The organism is Candidatus Binataceae bacterium (assembly GCA_035508495.1).
GTDB lineage: Bacteria > Desulfobacterota > Binatia > Binatales > Binataceae > JASHPB01.
Map to the genome: position 1 here is coordinate 1 of DATJMX010000028.1, position 17,057 is coordinate 17,057.

Annotated in this window: 16 protein-coding genes; 1 reads left to right on the forward strand and 15 read right to left on the reverse strand. The window is 58.4% G+C overall.

Annotated elements, in window-relative coordinates; translation table 11 throughout:
• Window positions 1-259: 259 nt before the first annotated feature.
• The 15 genes from VMA09_09430 to VMA09_09500 all read right to left on the reverse strand — a co-directional run bounded on the left by VMA09_09430 (window position 260) and on the right by VMA09_09500 (window position 16,054).
• Window positions 260-457: a Thivi_2564 family membrane protein gene (locus tag VMA09_09430; GenBank protein ID HUA33812.1), complete on the reverse strand. Its 198-nt coding sequence runs from the start codon at window positions 455-457 to the stop codon at window positions 260-262.
• 17 nt (window positions 458-474) lie between these two features.
• Entirely contained in the window at window positions 475-732 is a 258-nt protein-coding gene (locus VMA09_09435; GenBank protein HUA33813.1) for a hypothetical protein, read from the reverse strand.
• 93 nt (window positions 733-825) lie between these two features.
• The gene (locus VMA09_09440; protein HUA33814.1) at window positions 826-2,133 is read right to left on the reverse strand and encodes a hypothetical protein; all 1,308 of its coding nucleotides are present in this window, start codon (window positions 2,131-2,133) and stop codon (window positions 826-828) included.
• A gap of 32 nt (window positions 2,134-2,165) precedes the next feature.
• Window positions 2,166-5,537, reverse strand: a complete 3,372-nt coding sequence (locus VMA09_09445) for a carboxyl transferase domain-containing protein (protein HUA33815.1) — start codon at window positions 5,535-5,537, stop codon at window positions 2,166-2,168.
• Window positions 5,538-5,569: 32 nt separating this feature from the next.
• Complete coding sequence (locus VMA09_09450) at window positions 5,570-6,796, reverse strand: CoA transferase (GenBank protein HUA33816.1); 1,227 nt, start codon at window positions 6,794-6,796, stop codon at window positions 5,570-5,572.
• Window positions 6,793-8,106 (reverse strand): CoA transferase, encoded by a 1,314-nt coding sequence (locus tag VMA09_09455; protein HUA33817.1) that lies wholly within the window; start codon window positions 8,104-8,106, stop codon window positions 6,793-6,795. Before VMA09_09455 ends, VMA09_09450 begins: the two co-directional genes overlap by 4 nt.
• 49 nt (window positions 8,107-8,155) lie before the next feature.
• Window positions 8,156-8,599 (reverse strand): VOC family protein, encoded by a 444-nt coding sequence (locus VMA09_09460; protein ID HUA33818.1) that lies wholly within the window; start codon window positions 8,597-8,599, stop codon window positions 8,156-8,158.
• A gap of 31 nt (window positions 8,600-8,630) precedes the next feature.
• Window positions 8,631-9,407, reverse strand: coding sequence for a 4-hydroxy-2-oxoheptanedioate aldolase (hpaI, locus tag VMA09_09465; GenBank protein ID HUA33819.1), 777 nt, complete (start codon window positions 9,405-9,407; stop codon window positions 8,631-8,633).
• A gap of 1 nt (window position 9,408) precedes the next feature.
• On the reverse strand, window positions 9,409-10,218 hold the full coding sequence (gene hpaH, locus VMA09_09470; GenBank protein HUA33820.1) for a 2-oxo-hepta-3-ene-1,7-dioic acid hydratase: 810 nt from the start codon (window positions 10,216-10,218) through the stop codon (window positions 9,409-9,411).
• A gap of 28 nt (window positions 10,219-10,246) precedes the next feature.
• Complete coding sequence (locus VMA09_09475) at window positions 10,247-11,023, reverse strand: SDR family oxidoreductase (protein ID HUA33821.1); 777 nt, start codon at window positions 11,021-11,023, stop codon at window positions 10,247-10,249.
• Between the two features lie 5 nt (window positions 11,024-11,028).
• Window positions 11,029-11,895, reverse strand: a complete 867-nt coding sequence (locus VMA09_09480; GenBank protein HUA33822.1) for an alpha/beta hydrolase — start codon at window positions 11,893-11,895, stop codon at window positions 11,029-11,031.
• 8 nt (window positions 11,896-11,903) lie between these two features.
• Entirely contained in the window at window positions 11,904-12,803 is a 900-nt protein-coding gene (locus VMA09_09485) for a VOC family protein (GenBank protein HUA33823.1), read from the reverse strand.
• 26 nt (window positions 12,804-12,829) lie between these two features.
• Entirely contained in the window at window positions 12,830-14,284 is a 1,455-nt protein-coding gene (locus VMA09_09490) for an aldehyde dehydrogenase (protein HUA33824.1), read from the reverse strand.
• A gap of 1 nt (window position 14,285) precedes the next feature.
• Window positions 14,286-14,966, reverse strand: a complete 681-nt coding sequence (locus tag VMA09_09495) for a TetR/AcrR family transcriptional regulator (GenBank protein ID HUA33825.1) — start codon at window positions 14,964-14,966, stop codon at window positions 14,286-14,288.
• 5 nt (window positions 14,967-14,971) lie between these two features.
• Window positions 14,972-16,054 (reverse strand): aromatic ring-hydroxylating dioxygenase subunit alpha, encoded by a 1,083-nt coding sequence (locus VMA09_09500; GenBank protein HUA33826.1) that lies wholly within the window; start codon window positions 16,052-16,054, stop codon window positions 14,972-14,974.
• A gap of 158 nt (window positions 16,055-16,212) precedes the next feature.
• Between VMA09_09500 and VMA09_09505 the strand changes: the two genes are divergently transcribed.
• Window positions 16,213-17,055, forward strand: coding sequence for a phytanoyl-CoA dioxygenase family protein (locus VMA09_09505; GenBank protein HUA33827.1), 843 nt, complete (start codon window positions 16,213-16,215; stop codon window positions 17,053-17,055).
• The last annotated feature ends 2 nt before the right edge of the window (window positions 17,056-17,057 follow it).

Here is a 17,057-nt window from a genome sequence, read left to right on the forward strand (position 1 = left end):
CTGCTCCAATTGCGATCCATCTGAGTTTGGCCCAGATCCCGGCGGCAATGCCAGCGCGCTAGTTGATAGACCCCTAAATTCGCTTAGGATCGATGAATCAGCGAGAGGAACTGCAATGATGAAAGTTCGCGCAGTTAATCACATCGCTGCAAGGATCAGCAACGTTGCTCTTGCAAAGGAATGCTAGGGAAAGCTGTCCGGCGCGAACCTGGCTTCCGCTGATCAATCCGGAATGTACACTTCGCGATAACGGCGTTAGTCACTTCAGCGGTGGAATATGTAATCCGGGAATGTTTCCAATTAGCCCAAAGGCTTGAAGGACCCATACGAGCATCACAATAAAGACAACGATATTGAGCAGGCTTTTGATTGCTGCCGCCATTGGGATGTAGGTGTTGATCAGCCACATCACGAGTCCGACGATCACAAGAATGACAACGATGTTCAGCAGGGTCATATTCAGCCCATCGCTCTTCACGCCCCAGGAACTTCGCGATCGTGCGCATGGCCAATTGCCCGAAGCAGATCCTTGCTCAGCTTGGCGCAGTTCAAGATGACTTTCTCTGAATGAACAGCTTCGACGGCGCTGAGCGGAACGGTGAAGTCGCCCGCGTTTTCTACGTACACCAATATCTCAGAACGGCCGCCCGGCTTGACCTCGCGGACCGCTCCGAATTCCTGGGCGCCATCAGCGAGAAAAGTTTGAAATCCAACCGCGATTTTTTCGTCCACCTCGCTTCTCCTTTAAGCCTGCACCGGCCTGCTTTAAGACTTTCATCCCCGCACAGCCGCCGCAAATGAGAAGAAGCTGCGAAATCCGCCTCGCTACCCGAGCGACTTGACGTCGAGATCGCTGTTCCGCGCCTCGGTCAGGTACGGAAACCGCGCGACCGTCGCGCGAACATTCTTGATCTTGCCGCCGTAGTCGCCCCACTGCACGACGACTTCAGTGCCGATCTTCGATGCGTCGATATCGATGCAGCCCATCGAGATCACTTCACGGAAGTAATAGCTATAAGTCGTTCCCGACGAGATCCCCGCCTCACCACCATCCCTCAGGACGTGATCGGCATGCGCCTGCGGCCAGACGTTCGGCGCATACGGCAAATCGAGCGGCTTATACGCGTCGCCGGGCCTGAGCAGCGAAGCGTAGATATCGAGCACATCCTCGGGATTCCATCGCAGCGTGACTACGGTTCGCTTCGGCTTTGCGACTTCGGCCTCGAGCGCGGCGCGCCCGATAAAGTCGTGGTCGAACTTACACATCTGATGCCATCCGACTTCGACAGGCGTGCGAAATCGCGCGCGCAGATTCGCCGGATCAACGCTGCCCGAGACCTTGAAGAACTGGCCGATAAACGATCTGGCTATTTCATCGGGCATGCCCGGCACGGGAATAAAGGTCCAGGTTTCCTGGGGGAATCCTCCTTCGACATGATTTACGAGATAGGTTCCCCAGCCCAGCCGCTCGATGCCGAATTCCTGGCCGGCGCGATAAACGGCATCGTATATCCTGGGTCCTTCCTCCATCGGACCATGCAGTTCATACGCGAGGTTGCCGCTCATGCCGATGCGTGCGACCTCGACTCGCGTGCCGTCGATCTGACTATTCCGAAATCGTAGGAAGCGGAGCTCTCTCAGGCTCTCGCCCGTAGCCTTCTCCAGCGTCTTGAGCGACGTCGGACCCGCAATCTGGAACAGGTAATCGCTGCGGCGGCGCGCTTCAACCTTGTAAGAACTCGCCTCGAGTTTTTGGAGCGGCCAAGGGGTTCCTGCGAACACTTCGAACTCGCCTTCCCCTTTTCGTTCCGTGATCGCGTGATTGGCAATCAGGCCATCTTCGTTGCACATGACCGCATGCTTCATGCTCCCAATGGGAAACTTCCTGAAGCTGTTGATGCAGATGCTTTCGAGGAATTTCTCAGCGTCGGGTCCCTTGAAGGAAAGTGGACCGGTATTGGACAGGCCGGCATGGATGTAACAACCCTTCTTCCATGACATGCTCTCGGCTTGCCACCCGTTGAAGGTCCACGCGCGAACCGGTGGAACACCAGCAGCATCGATCGCATGGTAGAGAACATGATCCTTGTAAAAAGGCGTCGCTAAAGGAGCTGCGAAAGTTGAATCTGACATAGTCAATTCCCTGCCAAGCTAGCTGATTCGAATCACCAACTGTCAATGAATGGATATTTCTTTGTCTTACGACGGGAGGGCGCTGGCGTCGATCGCAGTATCGAGGTGATCCAGCGCCGCGTATCTGCCGGATCGATCACGTCGTCAAGGAAGAAGTGAGACGCATTGTTGAGCGCTTTGCCACCGCGATACATCTTGGCCACCATCTCGTCGAACAGCTTCTTGCGTTCGACAGGATCGGCGATCGCCGCGAGTTCCTTGCGATAGCCAAGCTTGGCGGCCCCTTCCAAAGCCATCGGGCCGAACTCTCCCGTCGGCCACGAAACCATCGCGGCCGGGACGTCGGGCGATCCGCCCTGCATCGCGTTAGCGCCGAGGCCGTACGACTTGCGAAGTACAATAGTCAGAAAGGGCACTTGTGCATTGGCGCCCGCCAGGAACATCCGCGATGAGTGGCGCACGAGCGCGGTCTTTTCTATTTCCGGCCCAACCATGATTCCGGGCGTGTCAGCCAAATAAACAAGCGGGATGTCAAATGCGTCGCAGAGCATGATAAACCGGGCGGCCTTGTCAGCGCCGTCGCTGTCGATTGCTCCCGCCAGATGCATAGGATTGTTGGCGACGATACCAATCGCACGTCCTTCAATTCTGACCAATGCTGTGATCGTGGTGCGCCCGAAGTGCGGCCGCAATTCGAGCACGGAATCGGTGTCCGCCAAAGTGCCGATCACACTTCGAAGATCGTAACCGCGAAGCCGGTTTTCCGGAATTATACTTCTTAGCAAGCGCTGATCGGCGCATTCATAAGAATCGAGCGAGCCCTGAAAATAGGACAGATATTTCCGCGTGACGCTGACCGCTTCAACTTCGTCGGTAACTTCGATGTCGACGACACCGCTCGGCACCTGAACATCGATCGGACCGACCTGCTCGGGACGGAAGATGCCAAGTCCGCCACTTTCGATCATCGCCGGACCGCCCATGCCGATATTCGAATTGCGGCACGCGATTACCACGTCGCAGCATCCGAGCATCGACGCATTGCCGGCGAAGCATCGCCCCGAGACGATCCCGATCAGGGGCACAAGCGCGCTGAGCTTGGGGAAATCGTGAAACGTGCGCGTGTTGAAATGACCGTCGGTGTCGCCGGGACGACCACCGCCGCCCTCGGCGAACAGCACAACGGGAAGTCCGAAATCGCGCGCGAACTCGATCATCCTGTCAGTTTTGCGATGGTTGAGATGGCCCTGGGTGCCGGCGAGGACCGTGAAGTCATATGCCATCACGACTGAATGCGCGCGCTCGGGGCCGAACTTATCGGCATTGATCGTGGCGTGCCCCGTAATAAAGCCGTCGGCCGGCGTGTTCTTGATCAAGTCTTCGACGGTGCGGCGACGCCGCTGTGCCGCAATAGCCAATGCGCCATATTCGACAAACGATCCGGGATCGCAGAGGTCTTCGATATTTTCGCGCGCGGTTCGTTGATTCGTTTTGCGACGACGCGCGACTGATTCGGGTCGAGCCGCGTCGAGCGTCAGCTCGTGACGCGCCATCACCTCGGCCAGATCGGGCCGTACGTATTCGAGATCGACCGCGATCGACTTTGAGGCCGCCGCTGCGTCGACCTCGGTCTCTTCGATAAATAGCAGCGGGCATCCTTCGGGAACGGTATCACCCTTTGCCACCGCGATGCGGCGCACGATACCGCTCGCCGGCGCCTGGATAACGTGCTCCATCTTCATCGCTTCGATAATCACGAGTTGCTGACTCGCAGTCACCACGTCATCTTCGTTGACGTCGATCGAAACGATTGTCCCCTGCATCGGTGAGCGGACTGCGGTAGTGCCATCAGGCCCGGCGGCGTCGAAGCTGGCGAGGTCCGGCGCGCCGCGCGGCTGCGTCGAAGCCAGATTGTCGGACGAGGATTTTCCGTGATCGAGAACGGCGAGCGGATCGATCTGATCGATTTTCGCGCCGACCGTCGTTCGGGTCGCGGCGCGATCAAAGAACATCCGCCGATGCGCTGAGCTCGCGGTCAGTTCGGCGATCTTCTCCTCGATGAATCCGGTATGGATGCGATTTGCCTTGAAATCCGCATGCTCAAGCACGGCCTGCAGAAAAGCAGCGTTGGTCGGGAGACCATCGATTCGCAACTGACTCAGGGCGCGCGACGCTTTTGCGATCGCAACCGTGAAATCAGGCGAGGCCGAATGTACGATGAGCTTGCCGAGCAGCGAATCGAAGCGGGGATTCGTCGCGTAACCGGCATACGCGAACGAATCGGTGCGAATGCCCGGCCCACTGGGCGGTTCGAACACGCTGAGGGTGCCGCTCGACGGACGCGCCGACCCGTCCGCCTTCATCGATTCTGCGTTGATACGAAGTTGAATTGCATAGCCGTGCGGCTTCGGAATTTCGTTGCGTCCAAGATCGAGACTATCGAGCGTCGCACCGAATGCGAGCTCGATCTGCGCCTTGACCAGGTCAACGCCGGTTACCATTTCGGTGACGGTGTGCTCGACCTGCAAACGCGGATTGGCCTCGATGAAGGCGAAGGCGCCGTCACGGCCAACGAGAAATTCGAAGGTGCCGAGCGTCTCGTATCGCACGGACTGCGCCATTTTGATCGCGGCGTTGAGAAGCTGGTTGCGCAGCGACTCGTCGATGCTCGGGCTGGGCGCGATCTCGATCAGCTTCTGATGCCGGCGCTGAACCGTGCACTCGCGTTCCCACAGATGGATCACGTTGCCCGCGCGGTCGCCGAGAATCTGCACCTCGACGTGACGCGCCAGCGGCATCAACTGTTCGACGTAGACGTCGCCGATTCCAAACGCGGCGCGCGCCTCCGATTGGCAGCGCGGATATGCTTCATCGATCTCATCAATGTTCCGAACGACTCGCATCCCGCGCCCGCCGCCGCCGGCGAGCGCCTTGATGACAACCGGCTTCGAATCGCCAGCCAGAAAAAATGCTTTAGCGTCGCTGAGGCTGGTTGCGCCGCCGGTTCCACCAAGTACAGGAACAGCGCATCGATGAGCGAGCTCGCGCGCCTTGACCTTGTCGCCAAACAACTCGAGCATCTCCGGCGACGGACCAACGAAAACGATTCCTGCGTCGATACACTTGCGAGCAAACGCTGCGTTCTCGCTGAGAAAACCGTAACCTGGATGGATCGCATCGGCTGCGGCATCTTTCCCGAGCGCAACGATCTGATCCGCGTCGAGATATGCCGCTGCACCAGTGCCTGAGATTCGCCGGGCCTCGTCGGCGCGGACCACATGCAGCGAGTTGGCGTCATCTTCGGAATAAATTGCGACCGTGCGCATGCTCAGCGCGGCGGCCGCTTCAATTATCCGAATCGCGATCTCACCGCGATTCGCGATGAGAAGGGTCTTTCCGTTCATCGAATCTCACTTAACGTCGGCTGTCGCAGACACTATTTGGTGGCGATACGAGCGAGTATTTCGCCGGTGTGCTCGCCGAGACGCGGGGCCCGGCGTGAATAGGAAAAGTGCGGCGCGCGTCCGTCATTCGCGACTGTATTTGGATAACGCAGATCCTTTCCGATCTGTTCTTGATGAATCGCCGCGAAACTTCCGCGCGCGGCAAAGTGCGGATCATTGAGATTGTCTTCGGGCCGGCGAATGGGCGACCAGGCGAGTCCCTGCGCCTGCGCTCGCGTGAAAATCTCATTTGCCGGCAGGCTTCCGACAACTTCCTCGAGCAGGTCATTTCTGTATATTGCCGCAGCCGTCCGATCGTCTTTCTCGAGCTGGGCAAATTCCGGGGTTCCTAGTATGTGACCGATCTCGACCTGGTCGGCGAGATTAGCCAATGCTCGCTGCTCGCGTTCGAATGGACTGAGATTCGCCAGCATCAAAATTCCATCGGCACTTTTGGAAAGCCTCGCGCGCGTGACATTCGGCGCCGCATGGCGGGCAGTCTGCCGTTTCACCACCAGGCCGCTGTACACATAAGTCGGAATTGCCACCTCGGTGCAGGTGTTCACTGCTTCATGAATTGAGAGATCGATGAATTGGCCTTCGCCCGTCAATTCGCGAAAATTGACCGCCGCCATGAGCGCGACCGCCGCGTACTCGCCACCCAGGTGATACGAATGCCACATCGCGGGCGCGATCGGCGGAGTATCGTAGTGGCCGTCGCGATCGGGATCGTAGCCACACACCGCCATGATCCCGCCCAATGCCATTTGAACAAGGTCGGTCGCCTTGAGCGCGCGATACGGTCCATCGAGACCGAACGGAGTAATGGAACATACTATCAGGCGCGGATTGGTCGCCACGAGTTGGCGCCAGATTGCAACTTGTTTGTTGACGGTTTCGTACTCGCCTGCCAGTAGGACAATATCAACCTTCGATGCCAAAGTGGCAAGAATGGAATGGGCCGCAGGATCGTCAACCTCGAACACCGCGCTCTTCTTGTTGAGGTTGTAGCGCCAGAAATAGAGACTGCGCTCGCGATCGTCGCCGCTCGCTGCGAATGGGCCGATCTTTCGCGATGGTGATCCTTCCGGCGGCTCGATCTTGATTACTTCCGCACCGAGGCCAGCGAGCAGCATTCCGGCGTAGTCGCCGGATTGATCGCCGATCTCGAGTATCGACAGATCGGCGAGCGAATTACTCAGATTGCCGTCGTCGATCAAATCACACTCTCCTCGGTGAGTGCCGCTATCTCGTTTGAACCGAGCCCGAGCAGTTTCCGATAGACGAATTCGTTGTCTTCGCCGAGCTTCGGCGCCGCGCGCCCCGTGGTTCCACCAACATTGGCCGGCGAGCGCGAGAGCTTGGCGGGAAACCCCTCAACCGGCCAGGTGCCGATTTCGCTGCTCGGCAGATCGACGTAGTAATCGCGCGCCTTGAGCTGCGGATCGCGGTCAAATCGATCAGGAGCTTTCTGCACTACTCCGGCTGGAACTCCACGGCTCTGCAATCGCTCCATCAAATCGTATCGATCACAGCCTATCGTGAAGCGCGTAAGCTTTTCGTCGAGTTCATCCTCATACTGCTTGCGGCCGATGGCAGTCGCGAAATGAGTTTCGAGCGCCCACGCCGGCGATCCCATTTCCTCGACCAATGCGCACCATTGCTCATCGGATTGAACTGAGATCGCGATCCAATTGTCATCGCCAGCGCATCGATAGGCGCCGTGCGGCGCCCAATCGAGAAATGGCATTCGATTCCCGTAACGCTGAGTCGGTTTTCCCGTGATCTGATGTTCCAGTATGGAAGTCCCCGACAGCATCAGGCCGGTCTCGGACTGCGACATGTCGATGTAGCATCCGATACCCTTGGCGCGTTGGCGGCGAATCGCGGCCATCAACATGATCGCGCCGAAGTATCCCGGCGAATGATCGAGGTAGGAGTACCCCCAGCCGGCGGGAAGATGCGGCTCGGGAAGACCCGAAAGATACGTCAAGCCGGAGAACGCCTGCGCTGTCGGCCCATAGCTGACGTAATCCTGGTAGACACCGGCTTTACCCACGCCGGTCGTCTGTATGTAGATAATGCCGGGATTGATCTTGCGAAGCTCGCTGTAATCGAGATTCCACTTCTCCATTTGGCGCGGACTGAAGTTCTCGCAAATCACGTTCGCGTCGCGCACCAGGCGCCGCAACAGATCGCGGCCCTTGGGATGATTCAGGTTGAGCGTGATGCCGAGCTTGCCGGGGTTGGTGTTGTTGAAGTACGCACCACGGTCAACGTTACCGGCTATGCCATGGCCGCGCGTCACGCCCTGGCTTCGACCGCCATCGGAACGCGCATTGTCGGGCGCGAAAGGTGGACTGTAACGAATAAAGTCGATGGCCTTGCGCTCGCGCCATTCGACGCGAATCACCTGCGCGCCGAAGGTCGCGAGCAGGCGCGTCGCCTGCGGTCCGACCTGCAGCCACGTCAGATCGATTACTCGGATACCGTCGAGAGCCCGCCTGCTATTCGCTTGCGAGTTACCCATAGCTATCCGCTACTCGAAGTCATGGCCTGCCATCAAGTCCGCGATCAAATCAGATTCGGAGCGGCCGCGTGTACATCTGAACCCGCTCCGGATCGTCGCGCCACGCGGCCGGCTGCACGTCGATATAGATCTCGATTTCGTTGCCGTCGGGATCGAGCAGATAAACGCTGTGCGTTACACCGTGATCGGACATCCCAACGATTGCCACCTCGGCTTCACGCAGGCGCGCGATCGCGGCTCGCAATTCATCGTCGCTTTCGCCGACTTTGAGTCCGAAGTGATAGAGACCCACGCGCGGCCGATGCGGGATCGGCGCGGCTTCCGATCCGACTTGAATCAGGAGCAGTTCATGATGGGTGCGGCCCGACGAATAGGCGGCCACGCCGGGACCATGAACGATTTCTTTCCAACCCAGCACGTCGCGATAGAAGGGGCGCGAGACTTCCACGTCCCTGACGTAGAGCACAATGTGTCCAAGCTCTTTGACTTCCATGTCTATGCACCTGCTGCGGAAGCGATTGCGTTCAGCGCACAAACTCCTTGAAACGAGCCGCAGTGCGATCGGCACTCTGCGCCAGCAGTAGCGTATCGGCGCTGACCGCGATGAACTTGCATCCGAGCTCTATGTAGCGCTGCACGAGCTTTTCGTCGCCGGTCAATATTCCGGGCGCTTTTCCCACGGCGCGAATTTCGCCCATCAGCCGCTCGATCGTGGAGAGCACGTCGGGATGCATCAGGTTGCCGAGATGGCCCATCGACGCGGACAGATCGGACGGTCCGATAAAGACACCGTCAACGCCGGGGGTATTGGCGATCGCCTTGGCGTTTTCCACACCGCGCAGAGTTTCGATCTGCACCAGCAGACACATCTCGTCGCCGGACTGCTTGAGGTACTGCGGCATCCGATTCCATCGCGACGAGCGCGCGAGCGCCGCGCCCACGCCGCGCACTCCGGCGGGAGGATATTGCATCGCCGCAACCAGGGCGGCGGCCTGTTCAGCGGTTTCGACCATCGGTATCAAGAGCGACTGCGCGCCGATCTCCAGTACCTGCTTAATCATGTGCGTATCGCCCACGCGCAGCCGCACAATCGGATGACTCTGGTATGGCGCGATCGCCTGGAACTGCGCCAGAAGGGTCCGCAGATCGTTGGGGCCGTGCTCAGCATCGAGCAATAGCCAGTCGAAACCCGCTCCCGCGCAGAGTTCCGCCGCACCCGGATCGGCGAGCGCGAGCCACAGCCCGATTTGCGCTTTTCCCTCGCGGATCGCGCGCTTGAATCGATTAACCGGTACGTCCATTTCAACGCTCCCCGACGAAGCGGCACGAAATCGATCCCAAAGGACCGTAGTCGACGTGGAACACGTCGCCGGCACGTACAGCCACGGTGCGCGTGAATGATCCCGCAAGCACGATCTCGCCCGCTGCGAGTCGCTCGTCGAACGGCGCGAGCTTATTTGCCAGCCATGCGATTCCGTTCGCCGGATGATTCAGGACCGCGGCCGCGAGACCAGATTCCTCGATCACTCCGTTGCGATAGCAAAGAGCCCCCGCCCACCGCAAATCAATATCCAGCGGCCGGATCGGACGCCCGCCCAACACTAGCGCGGCGTTGGCGGCGTTGTCGGCGATCGTATCAACGACCCATCGGCGCCGCTTGGTGTCAGGATCGTCGACGCGCGTGCGCAAATCGACAATTTCGAGCGCCGGAATTACATACTCAGTCGCGTTCAACACGTCGAATATAGTGCAATTGGGACCCTTTAGGGGTTTGCCAAGAACGAATGCGAGCTCATTTTCGAGCATTGCACTTATAAAACGATTCGCCGGTATTTCGGCGCCGTCGTGGTAGAGCATATCGTCGAGCAGCACGCCGTAGTCGGGCTCATTGATATTCGCCATCGATTGCATCGCGCGCGAGGTCAACCCGATCTTGTGGCCGATTATCTTGCGTCCTTCGCCGAGTTTTATATCGACCCATGCCTTCTGAATTGCATAGGCATCCGCGACGGTCATGTCAGGAAACTGGGCTGATAAGAACCGGATTACTTTTCGATTCTTCTCAGCCTCGTGCAGCTCTCCTGCAATCCGCGCGATAGTGGCTAGTTCCATCAGATGTTCTCCTGCCGCTGCAACTGACTCAGATCAATCCCGGATAGGATCCGCCATCAACGTGGATGCTCTGGCCTGAGATGTATCCGGCGTGCGCGCTACAGAGGAACGCGCAGATCGCGCCGAACTCGCGCGGTTCTCCCATTCGTTTTGCCGCCACACCCCGGATCTGATCGGCGCGAGCCTGCTCAAAACTGATCTTTTCCTGGTCGACGCGCCGCTGCGCCAGCCATCGTTGCCGGTCCGTATCTATTATGTACGGCAACAGATTGTTAACAGTCACATTGTCGCGGGCACAATCGACCGACTGGCCCTTCATAACCGCGGTCAAACCTGCGCGAGCCCCCGAAGACAGCGCCATACTGGGATGAGGAAGCTTAACCATCGCGGACGTGATATTGATTATTCTTCCGAACTGCCGCTTTCTCATTCCCGGTAACAATGCCCGCAACAACAGTAACGGCGCGATCATGTTGGCCTCGAGACCGGCTAGCCAGTCTTCGTGATCGATTTCGACGAAGCTGCGCGGCGAAGGCCCGGCGTTATTGTTGATTAGTATGTCCGGATCGGGGCAGGCTGCGAGCAACGCGCTACGACCCGTATCGGTCGTAACGTCGCCCGTTACCGCAGTCGCCTGCAAGCCAAGGCTGCGGAACTCTTCGAGCGTCTGCGCAAGCCGTTTCTCGTCGCGGCCGTTGATGAATACGTGGACGCCTTCCTTCGCAAGCGCCTCGGCACATGCGCGGCCCAATCCTCTGCTCGAAGCGCACACCAGGGCCTTTCGCCCGCTGATTCCCAGATCCATATCGTTCAGCCTCGATCGAGAAGAAAATCCAGCACAACGCGATTATGTTCTTCGCAGTGCTCGAACTGCGCCCAATGGCCGGTATCGCTGGCACCGTGATACTTCGCGCCTGGAATCATTGCCGCCAGACGCTGGCCAACCTCTGGTCCCGGACGATTCTTGTCACCCCAATACACCAACGTTGGGCGATTTATCTGCCTCGCAAGTGAGTCAGTAATCGAATTTCGCGCGGGACCTTCTCCGGCAAGATAGTTTCGCATCACCTCGCGCAGCACTCGATTGACGGCCGGATCGCGATAGATCCTTGCGCGAAGGGCAACGGTCTCGTCGCTGATCAATGAACTATCGAAAACGACTACTTCAAGGCGTTTGCGGATATTTGCATCGCTGGGATCGTCAAATACTGTGAGCGCCTGATCGACTGTCGCCGCCGCGTTCGGACGTCTGTATCCGGGAATCGCGCCCTCATCGGGTACATAGCCAGTCGCCGTAGTAAGCACGAGCTTCTCTACGCGCTCCGGGTACTTGAGCGTGAATAGTGCCGCGACCCATCCTCCGAGCGATTGGCCTTCAAGGTGAACCTTGTCGAGTTTCAGCGTATCGAGCACATCGCGAAGCTGATCGACCAGCGGCGGCAACACCGCTTCGTCGAAACCCGCAGTCTGCGATCGTCCATGCCACAGAAAATCCATCGCGATGACATGGAAATGTTTTGCGTATTCGGGAATGTTGTTGACGAAATTCTCGAGATGGCCGCCCATCCCGTGCAGGAGCACAAAGGGAAATCCCTCTCCCGCCTCGAGGATCCGAGTGCGATAGCGCCCCTTCAGGAATTGCGTTTCGCAGTCGAGCAGATTCACCCAATACGACACTATGCAGCCTAGCGGCGTTCCTTAGGCGGCGGACCGAATCCGCCCGCTTCGGGCGCGTGACCATACATATCTTGCGAATAGTATTCGGACTGGTAAGTAGCCGCGCGCCCGCCGTAACCATATTCGAGCATGAATCCCGACGGCGTCTCGAAGTAGAAAGAGAACATATGATCGTTGGAGTGTTTGCCGAGCGTGATATGCACCGGAATTTTCTCACGCCGCACGAGCTCGTGAGTGAGACCAACGTCGTCGAAGTTTTCCACCTCGATCATCATGTGATTAAAACGCTTGGTCGCGCCCGGCACTCCGAAGGCGACACTATGATCGCGATCGTTGCAATGCATGAACATCAGCGCCAGCGTGCGATCGCCGAGGCGAATCTTGTATTCGACGCTCCCGCGCATACCGAGCGCGGAATAGAAGCGATAGGCTGCGTCGGTATCCTTTTCGCGAATTATACAGTGACCTACGCCGCCTGAACCGGTCTTGAATCGGCCGTGCATCGCGCGCCCGGGATGAAATGGTTTTGAAAACTGGACGTGAGGCCCATGAAAGATCTCGATCGGATTGCCATCCGGATCCTCGAGCTTCATCACCTCGAGCACCTGGCGCTCGGTAGCTTCGCGCTCGTCACCAAGCCTGAACTTGAGGCCGGCCTCCCTCAGCTGGGTCTGCATCGCGCGGAACTCTTCCGGGCCCGCGACACGAAACCCCAGATACATCAGGTCATCCGACGGATCAGAATGAAGGACGACGCGATGATGCTGATAGTCCATCCTGAGGTAGCAGCGATCGCTCTCGCCTTCTTCGACTACCTCCATCGCGAGGATGTTGCTCGCGAACTTCTTCCACGCTTCGAGATCCTTAACGCCGAATCCGATATATCCGAGCTCAGTTACCTGGACCATCTCATTCCCTCCTCGCGCTGGACGATTTACGCGAATGAACCTTTCATAGCCGCGATGTTCTTCACATCGCAATAGAAGTCAAAACTCCAGTTGCCGCCTTCGCGGCCGATTCCCGAATTGCGGCTGCCGCCGAACGGTGCGCCAAGCTCACGCACGAAGAAGCAGTTCACCCAAACAGTCCCGGCAACGACGCTTTTCGCAAGGCGCATCGCGCGCTCTTCATTTTTGCTGAATATCGTCGCGGCGAGACCGTAGCTGGTTCCGTTGGCGAGCTTGATTGCCTCGTCCTCGTCGCGGAACGTCTGCCAGGTAAGAACGGGACCGAATACCTCGCGCTGCACGATCTCCTGTTCCTGCGACACGCCTTCGAGCAGCGTCGGTTCAAAATATAGTTCGCCGGCGCTGTGGCGATGGCCTCCCCAGACCGGCTTCACCCCGGCTTTGAGGGCACGCTCGACGAAACCTTCCACGCGCTTGTAGTGCTCTGGCGTGATAAGCGGACCAATTCGAGTGTTCTTGTCGCGCGGATCGCCGACGGTCATATGCGATGCGGCGGCGCGGAATTTGGCCTGAAACTCGTCGGCGACTTTCGCATCGACCAGGAGCCGCGTACCGGCAAGGCAGACCTGACCCGCGTTGAAATACTGCCCCGCCGCGGTCTGCGCAGCCGCATCGAGATCGGCATCCGCGCAAATAATAAACGGCGACTTGCCGCCGAGCTCGAAGGCAACCGGTGTGAGCGATTTCGCACACGAAGCGCCAATCAACCGAGCGGTGTCGGTCGAACCAGTGAAGCTGAGGCGATCGATATCGGAATGCGCAGATAGTGCGGCGCCTGCCTCCTCGCCAATTCCCTGCACTACGTTAAGCACGCCGGGAGGAATTCCAGCCTCAGTCGCAAGATCGGCCATCAACGAGCAGGTCAGCGGCGCCCATTCAGGCGGCTTCACGACCGCGGTGTCACCCGCGGCCAGACATGGACCTACCTTCCATGTCGTCAGCATGAATGGTCCATTCCACGGCGTAATGAGCGCGGCGACGCCGGCGGGATCGAATCGAACATGATTGACTACTTCGGGCGAATCGATTTTTTCATCGTTCAGCTTCAGCGCCCGATCGGCAAAGAACTGGATATTGAGAGCTGCGCGCGGGACCATCCGGGCGGCATTGCCAGTTAGCAATGACCCGTTGTCTTCAGTTTCGACGGCGGCGATTTCCTGTGCATGATCCTGAATCGCTTTGGCAAATCGACTGAGAATCGGATGACGTCCTTCGGGTCCGAGCGCCGCCCATTGCGGAAAGGCACGCCGCGCCGCGGAGACGGCGGCATCGACTTCGTCGGCAGCCCCCGCGCTCACATCAGCAATATGTTTGTTGTTAATCGGCGAGCAGTTCGGGAACTTGCGCCTGGATTCGACGCGCTTGCCGTCGATGAAATGATCGGTCGAAACTTCGACGCCCGCAACTTTGACCTTGCTCATATTAGGACCTCGCCTGATTCCTGGTTTTTGATGTTTTACCCGTTGCCCGCTGACGGTCAGGGCTTTTCATGAACCCCTTGAGCTCGAGAGCCAGAATCTCCCCCATCGAAGGAGAACGGCCCTCCGGAGAAATTTCGCCGCTTCCAAGCCATAACAGCGTGAATACATAGTGAAGTGCGAACAAGTTGTGAGCGAGCAACCGCGAGTCAACGTCTTTGATGATTTCGCCGCGCTTCTTGGCTTCTTCGATCAGCAGGCTCATCTTGTCGAAGAAGTCTTGTGCGGTCGCGGCGACGCCGTGACGATCGCCCTTTACGAACGGCAGTTCCTTGACGAAGATCCGCGCTAACTCGAGGTCGCGCCGATTCTGATCGATCATCGCGCGGAAGACGTACATCATCTGATCGTAAAATGTCTCGCCTTTGATCATGGCGAAGGCCCGCTCGATTGTCCGTCCCATGTCTTCCTGGAACATCATGACGAGCAACTCTTCCTTCGAGCCTGCATGAAAAAAGAGCGTGCCTTTCGCGACGTCAGCGAGCTCGGCAATTTCGCTAGTCGTGGTCGCAGCGAACCCCTTGGTGCGGAACAACTCGCGCGCCGCGCGGATGAGACGCTCGCGTTTCTCGCGTTTGTTGCGCTCCGCGCGTCCCAGTTCTATGACCTGCGCCGCTCCGGCCATCGTTTTCACTTACCCGCCGACGCTGCGATTTCTGATGCGGTGAAGCTCGTAGAGGTTGCCGAGCTGGCCTCTGCACGCATGAGCGCGTCCATCACCCGGTAAAACTGAGCAATGCCACTATCGATCGACAGCCTCACCATCCTGGTTTCGGGCGAGAGATCGATATTACGCTGCTGCGCTTCGATCATCATGCGGTCTTCGTTAAATGCCTTGACGCCGACTTCGTATAGCCGTTCCTTCAGCTCAGGCTCTTTCGCCCATGGTCCGTATGCGAAGAAATAGCAAGTGGTCCTGTCGGTGAGCGGCGTCACTGCCTGGCAGGTGAACTGTCGATGTACAACGCCGATCCCATCAGGTTCCTTTTGATCGAATTTCTCGGCCGTGCCATCTGGATAAACGTCCGCCCCCAGGAGAAAGATGCCCGGCGCGAGGAATTCGTAGGTCTGCCAGACGTTGGTGCGCTTGCCGCGGGTGCTCTGGCTCTTGCCCGGAGGCTCTCCACCGATTAGCCAGTTCTGGATTCTGACCCCACGCTCGAGTTTGGTTACTGTGGTTGGTCCAGTGCCTTCGGGCGTGAGACTCGCACCCAGGCTCTGGCAATGCAAAAACGCAATGTGCGACAGGTCGAGCAGATTCTCATTAATAAGTGTGTAGTTGGCCTTGTAGTCCATCCGCCCGGGACGCATGACCCAGTTTGGATCGTCCACGCCGACGAAGTCGGGAATCAACGCTTCGTCGGCGCGTTCGAGCTCGCCCATCCAGATCCACGCGATCGAATGCTTGTCCCGAATCGGATAACTGCGGACGCGCACTTGCGGGAGAATTTTCGATTCGCCGGGAATCTCGACGCATTTGCCGGAAGACGCGAACTTGAGACCATGATACATGCAGCGCAGATCGTCACCCTCGAGGCGGCCCAGCGAAAGCGGCGCCAGCCGATGACAACAGCGATCGATGAGCGCGGCCGGCTCGCCGTTCTCCTTGCGATACACGACGATCGGCTCGTTGATAATCGATAACGGGTAAAGCTGTCCCGGAGCGAAGTCCTTGCTCCATCCGGCCGCATACCAGCAATTGCGCAGAAACATCTCTCGGCCTCCGGTCTTAGCAATTGGCGTGTATCGGCTTTTGTTACTGCGAATATTGACCGCAGTCAAGACTGGACGTGGGTCAGAAAACTCGTTAGACCTCCTCGTTGCGCATCTCTTCGCCCTTGCTCAACTCTTTACTACAGGAGTGCCTGGCCATGGGAATGCAACCGTATCGCGATCTGACGCCGCAGGAGATTTCTGAGTTTCATCGCGACGGCGTCGCCTGCCTGCGCTCCGTGATCGATCCCTCGTGGCTGCCGCGAATCAGGGCCGCGGCCGACGAAAATCTGGCCCACCCGAGCCGCTGGGCCATGAATATCAAGAGCAAGGCGGGGAACGGCCGCTTCTACAACGATCGGATGCTCTATCGTTCAGTTCCGTTCTTCCACGACTACGTATTTGAGTCGGGCGTCGCCGGGCTCGCAGCGCAAGCCATGGGAGCATCGCAGGTGCGAATCTTTTTCGACCAGCTCTTCATCAAGGAGCCTGAGACCGCGGAAGTATTCTTCTGGCACCAGGATCTGCCCTACTGGCCATTCAAGGGCGGCAAGATCTGCTCGATATGGATTGCCGCGACGGACTGCAATCGCGAAACGAGCGGCCTCGAATTCGTGCGCGGATCGCATCGCTGGGGTAAATGGTACAAGCCGCTCTACTCAAAAATCGAGGGAGCTGACTGGCTGCAGGAAGGAACCGGCGAAGATTGTCCAGACTTCAGCGCGACGCCCGGCAAATACGACATCATCTCATTCGACATGAAAGCGGGGGATGCGCTGATCTTCGATGCGCTCACCTGCCACGCATCAGGCGGGAATCGATCCAAAACGCAGCGCCGCGTAGCATTGTCGACACGATGGCTTGGCGAAGACGCGATCTGGGATCCGCGCAAAGGCGTTGACGACGCGATCTTCAAAGTGTGCGACGTCTCGCGCCTCAAGCCCGGCGCGCCTGCAAATGACGATGAAGTCTTCCCCGTCGTCTGGCGCGGGCCGCGCTAGCG

Excerpts from the sequence above, each read along its gene's own strand:
- VMA09_09505 (HUA33827.1), top strand. The coding sequence starts at position 16,213 with ATGGGAATGCAACCGTATCGCGATCTGACGCCGCAGGAGATTTCTGAG.
- VMA09_09490 (HUA33824.1), bottom strand. The coding sequence starts at position 14,284 with ATGAGCAAGGTCAAAGTTGCGGGCGTCGAAGTTTCGACCGATCATTTC.
- VMA09_09475 (HUA33821.1), bottom strand. The coding sequence starts at position 11,023 with ATGGATCTGGGAATCAGCGGGCGAAAGGCCCTGGTGTGCGCTTCGAGC.
- VMA09_09460 (HUA33818.1), bottom strand. The coding sequence starts at position 8,599 with ATGGAAGTCAAAGAGCTTGGACACATTGTGCTCTACGTCAGGGACGTG.
- hpaI (HUA33819.1), bottom strand. The coding sequence starts at position 9,407 with ATGGACGTACCGGTTAATCGATTCAAGCGCGCGATCCGCGAGGGAAAA.
- VMA09_09455 (HUA33817.1), bottom strand. The coding sequence starts at position 8,106 with ATGGGTAACTCGCAAGCGAATAGCAGGCGGGCTCTCGACGGTATCCGA.
- VMA09_09440 (HUA33814.1), bottom strand. The coding sequence starts at position 2,133 with ATGTCAGATTCAACTTTCGCAGCTCCTTTAGCGACGCCTTTTTACAAG.
- VMA09_09430 (HUA33812.1), bottom strand. The coding sequence starts at position 457 with ATGACCCTGCTGAACATCGTTGTCATTCTTGTGATCGTCGGACTCGTG.
- VMA09_09500 (HUA33826.1), bottom strand. The coding sequence starts at position 16,054 with ATGTTTCTGCGCAATTGCTGGTATGCGGCCGGATGGAGCAAGGACTTC.
- VMA09_09485 (HUA33823.1), bottom strand. The coding sequence starts at position 12,803 with ATGGTCCAGGTAACTGAGCTCGGATATATCGGATTCGGCGTTAAGGAT.
- VMA09_09445 (HUA33815.1), bottom strand. The coding sequence starts at position 5,537 with ATGAACGGAAAGACCCTTCTCATCGCGAATCGCGGTGAGATCGCGATT.
- hpaH (HUA33820.1), bottom strand. The coding sequence starts at position 10,218 with ATGGAACTAGCCACTATCGCGCGGATTGCAGGAGAGCTGCACGAGGCT.
- VMA09_09495 (HUA33825.1), bottom strand. The coding sequence starts at position 14,966 with ATGGCCGGAGCGGCGCAGGTCATAGAACTGGGACGCGCGGAGCGCAAC.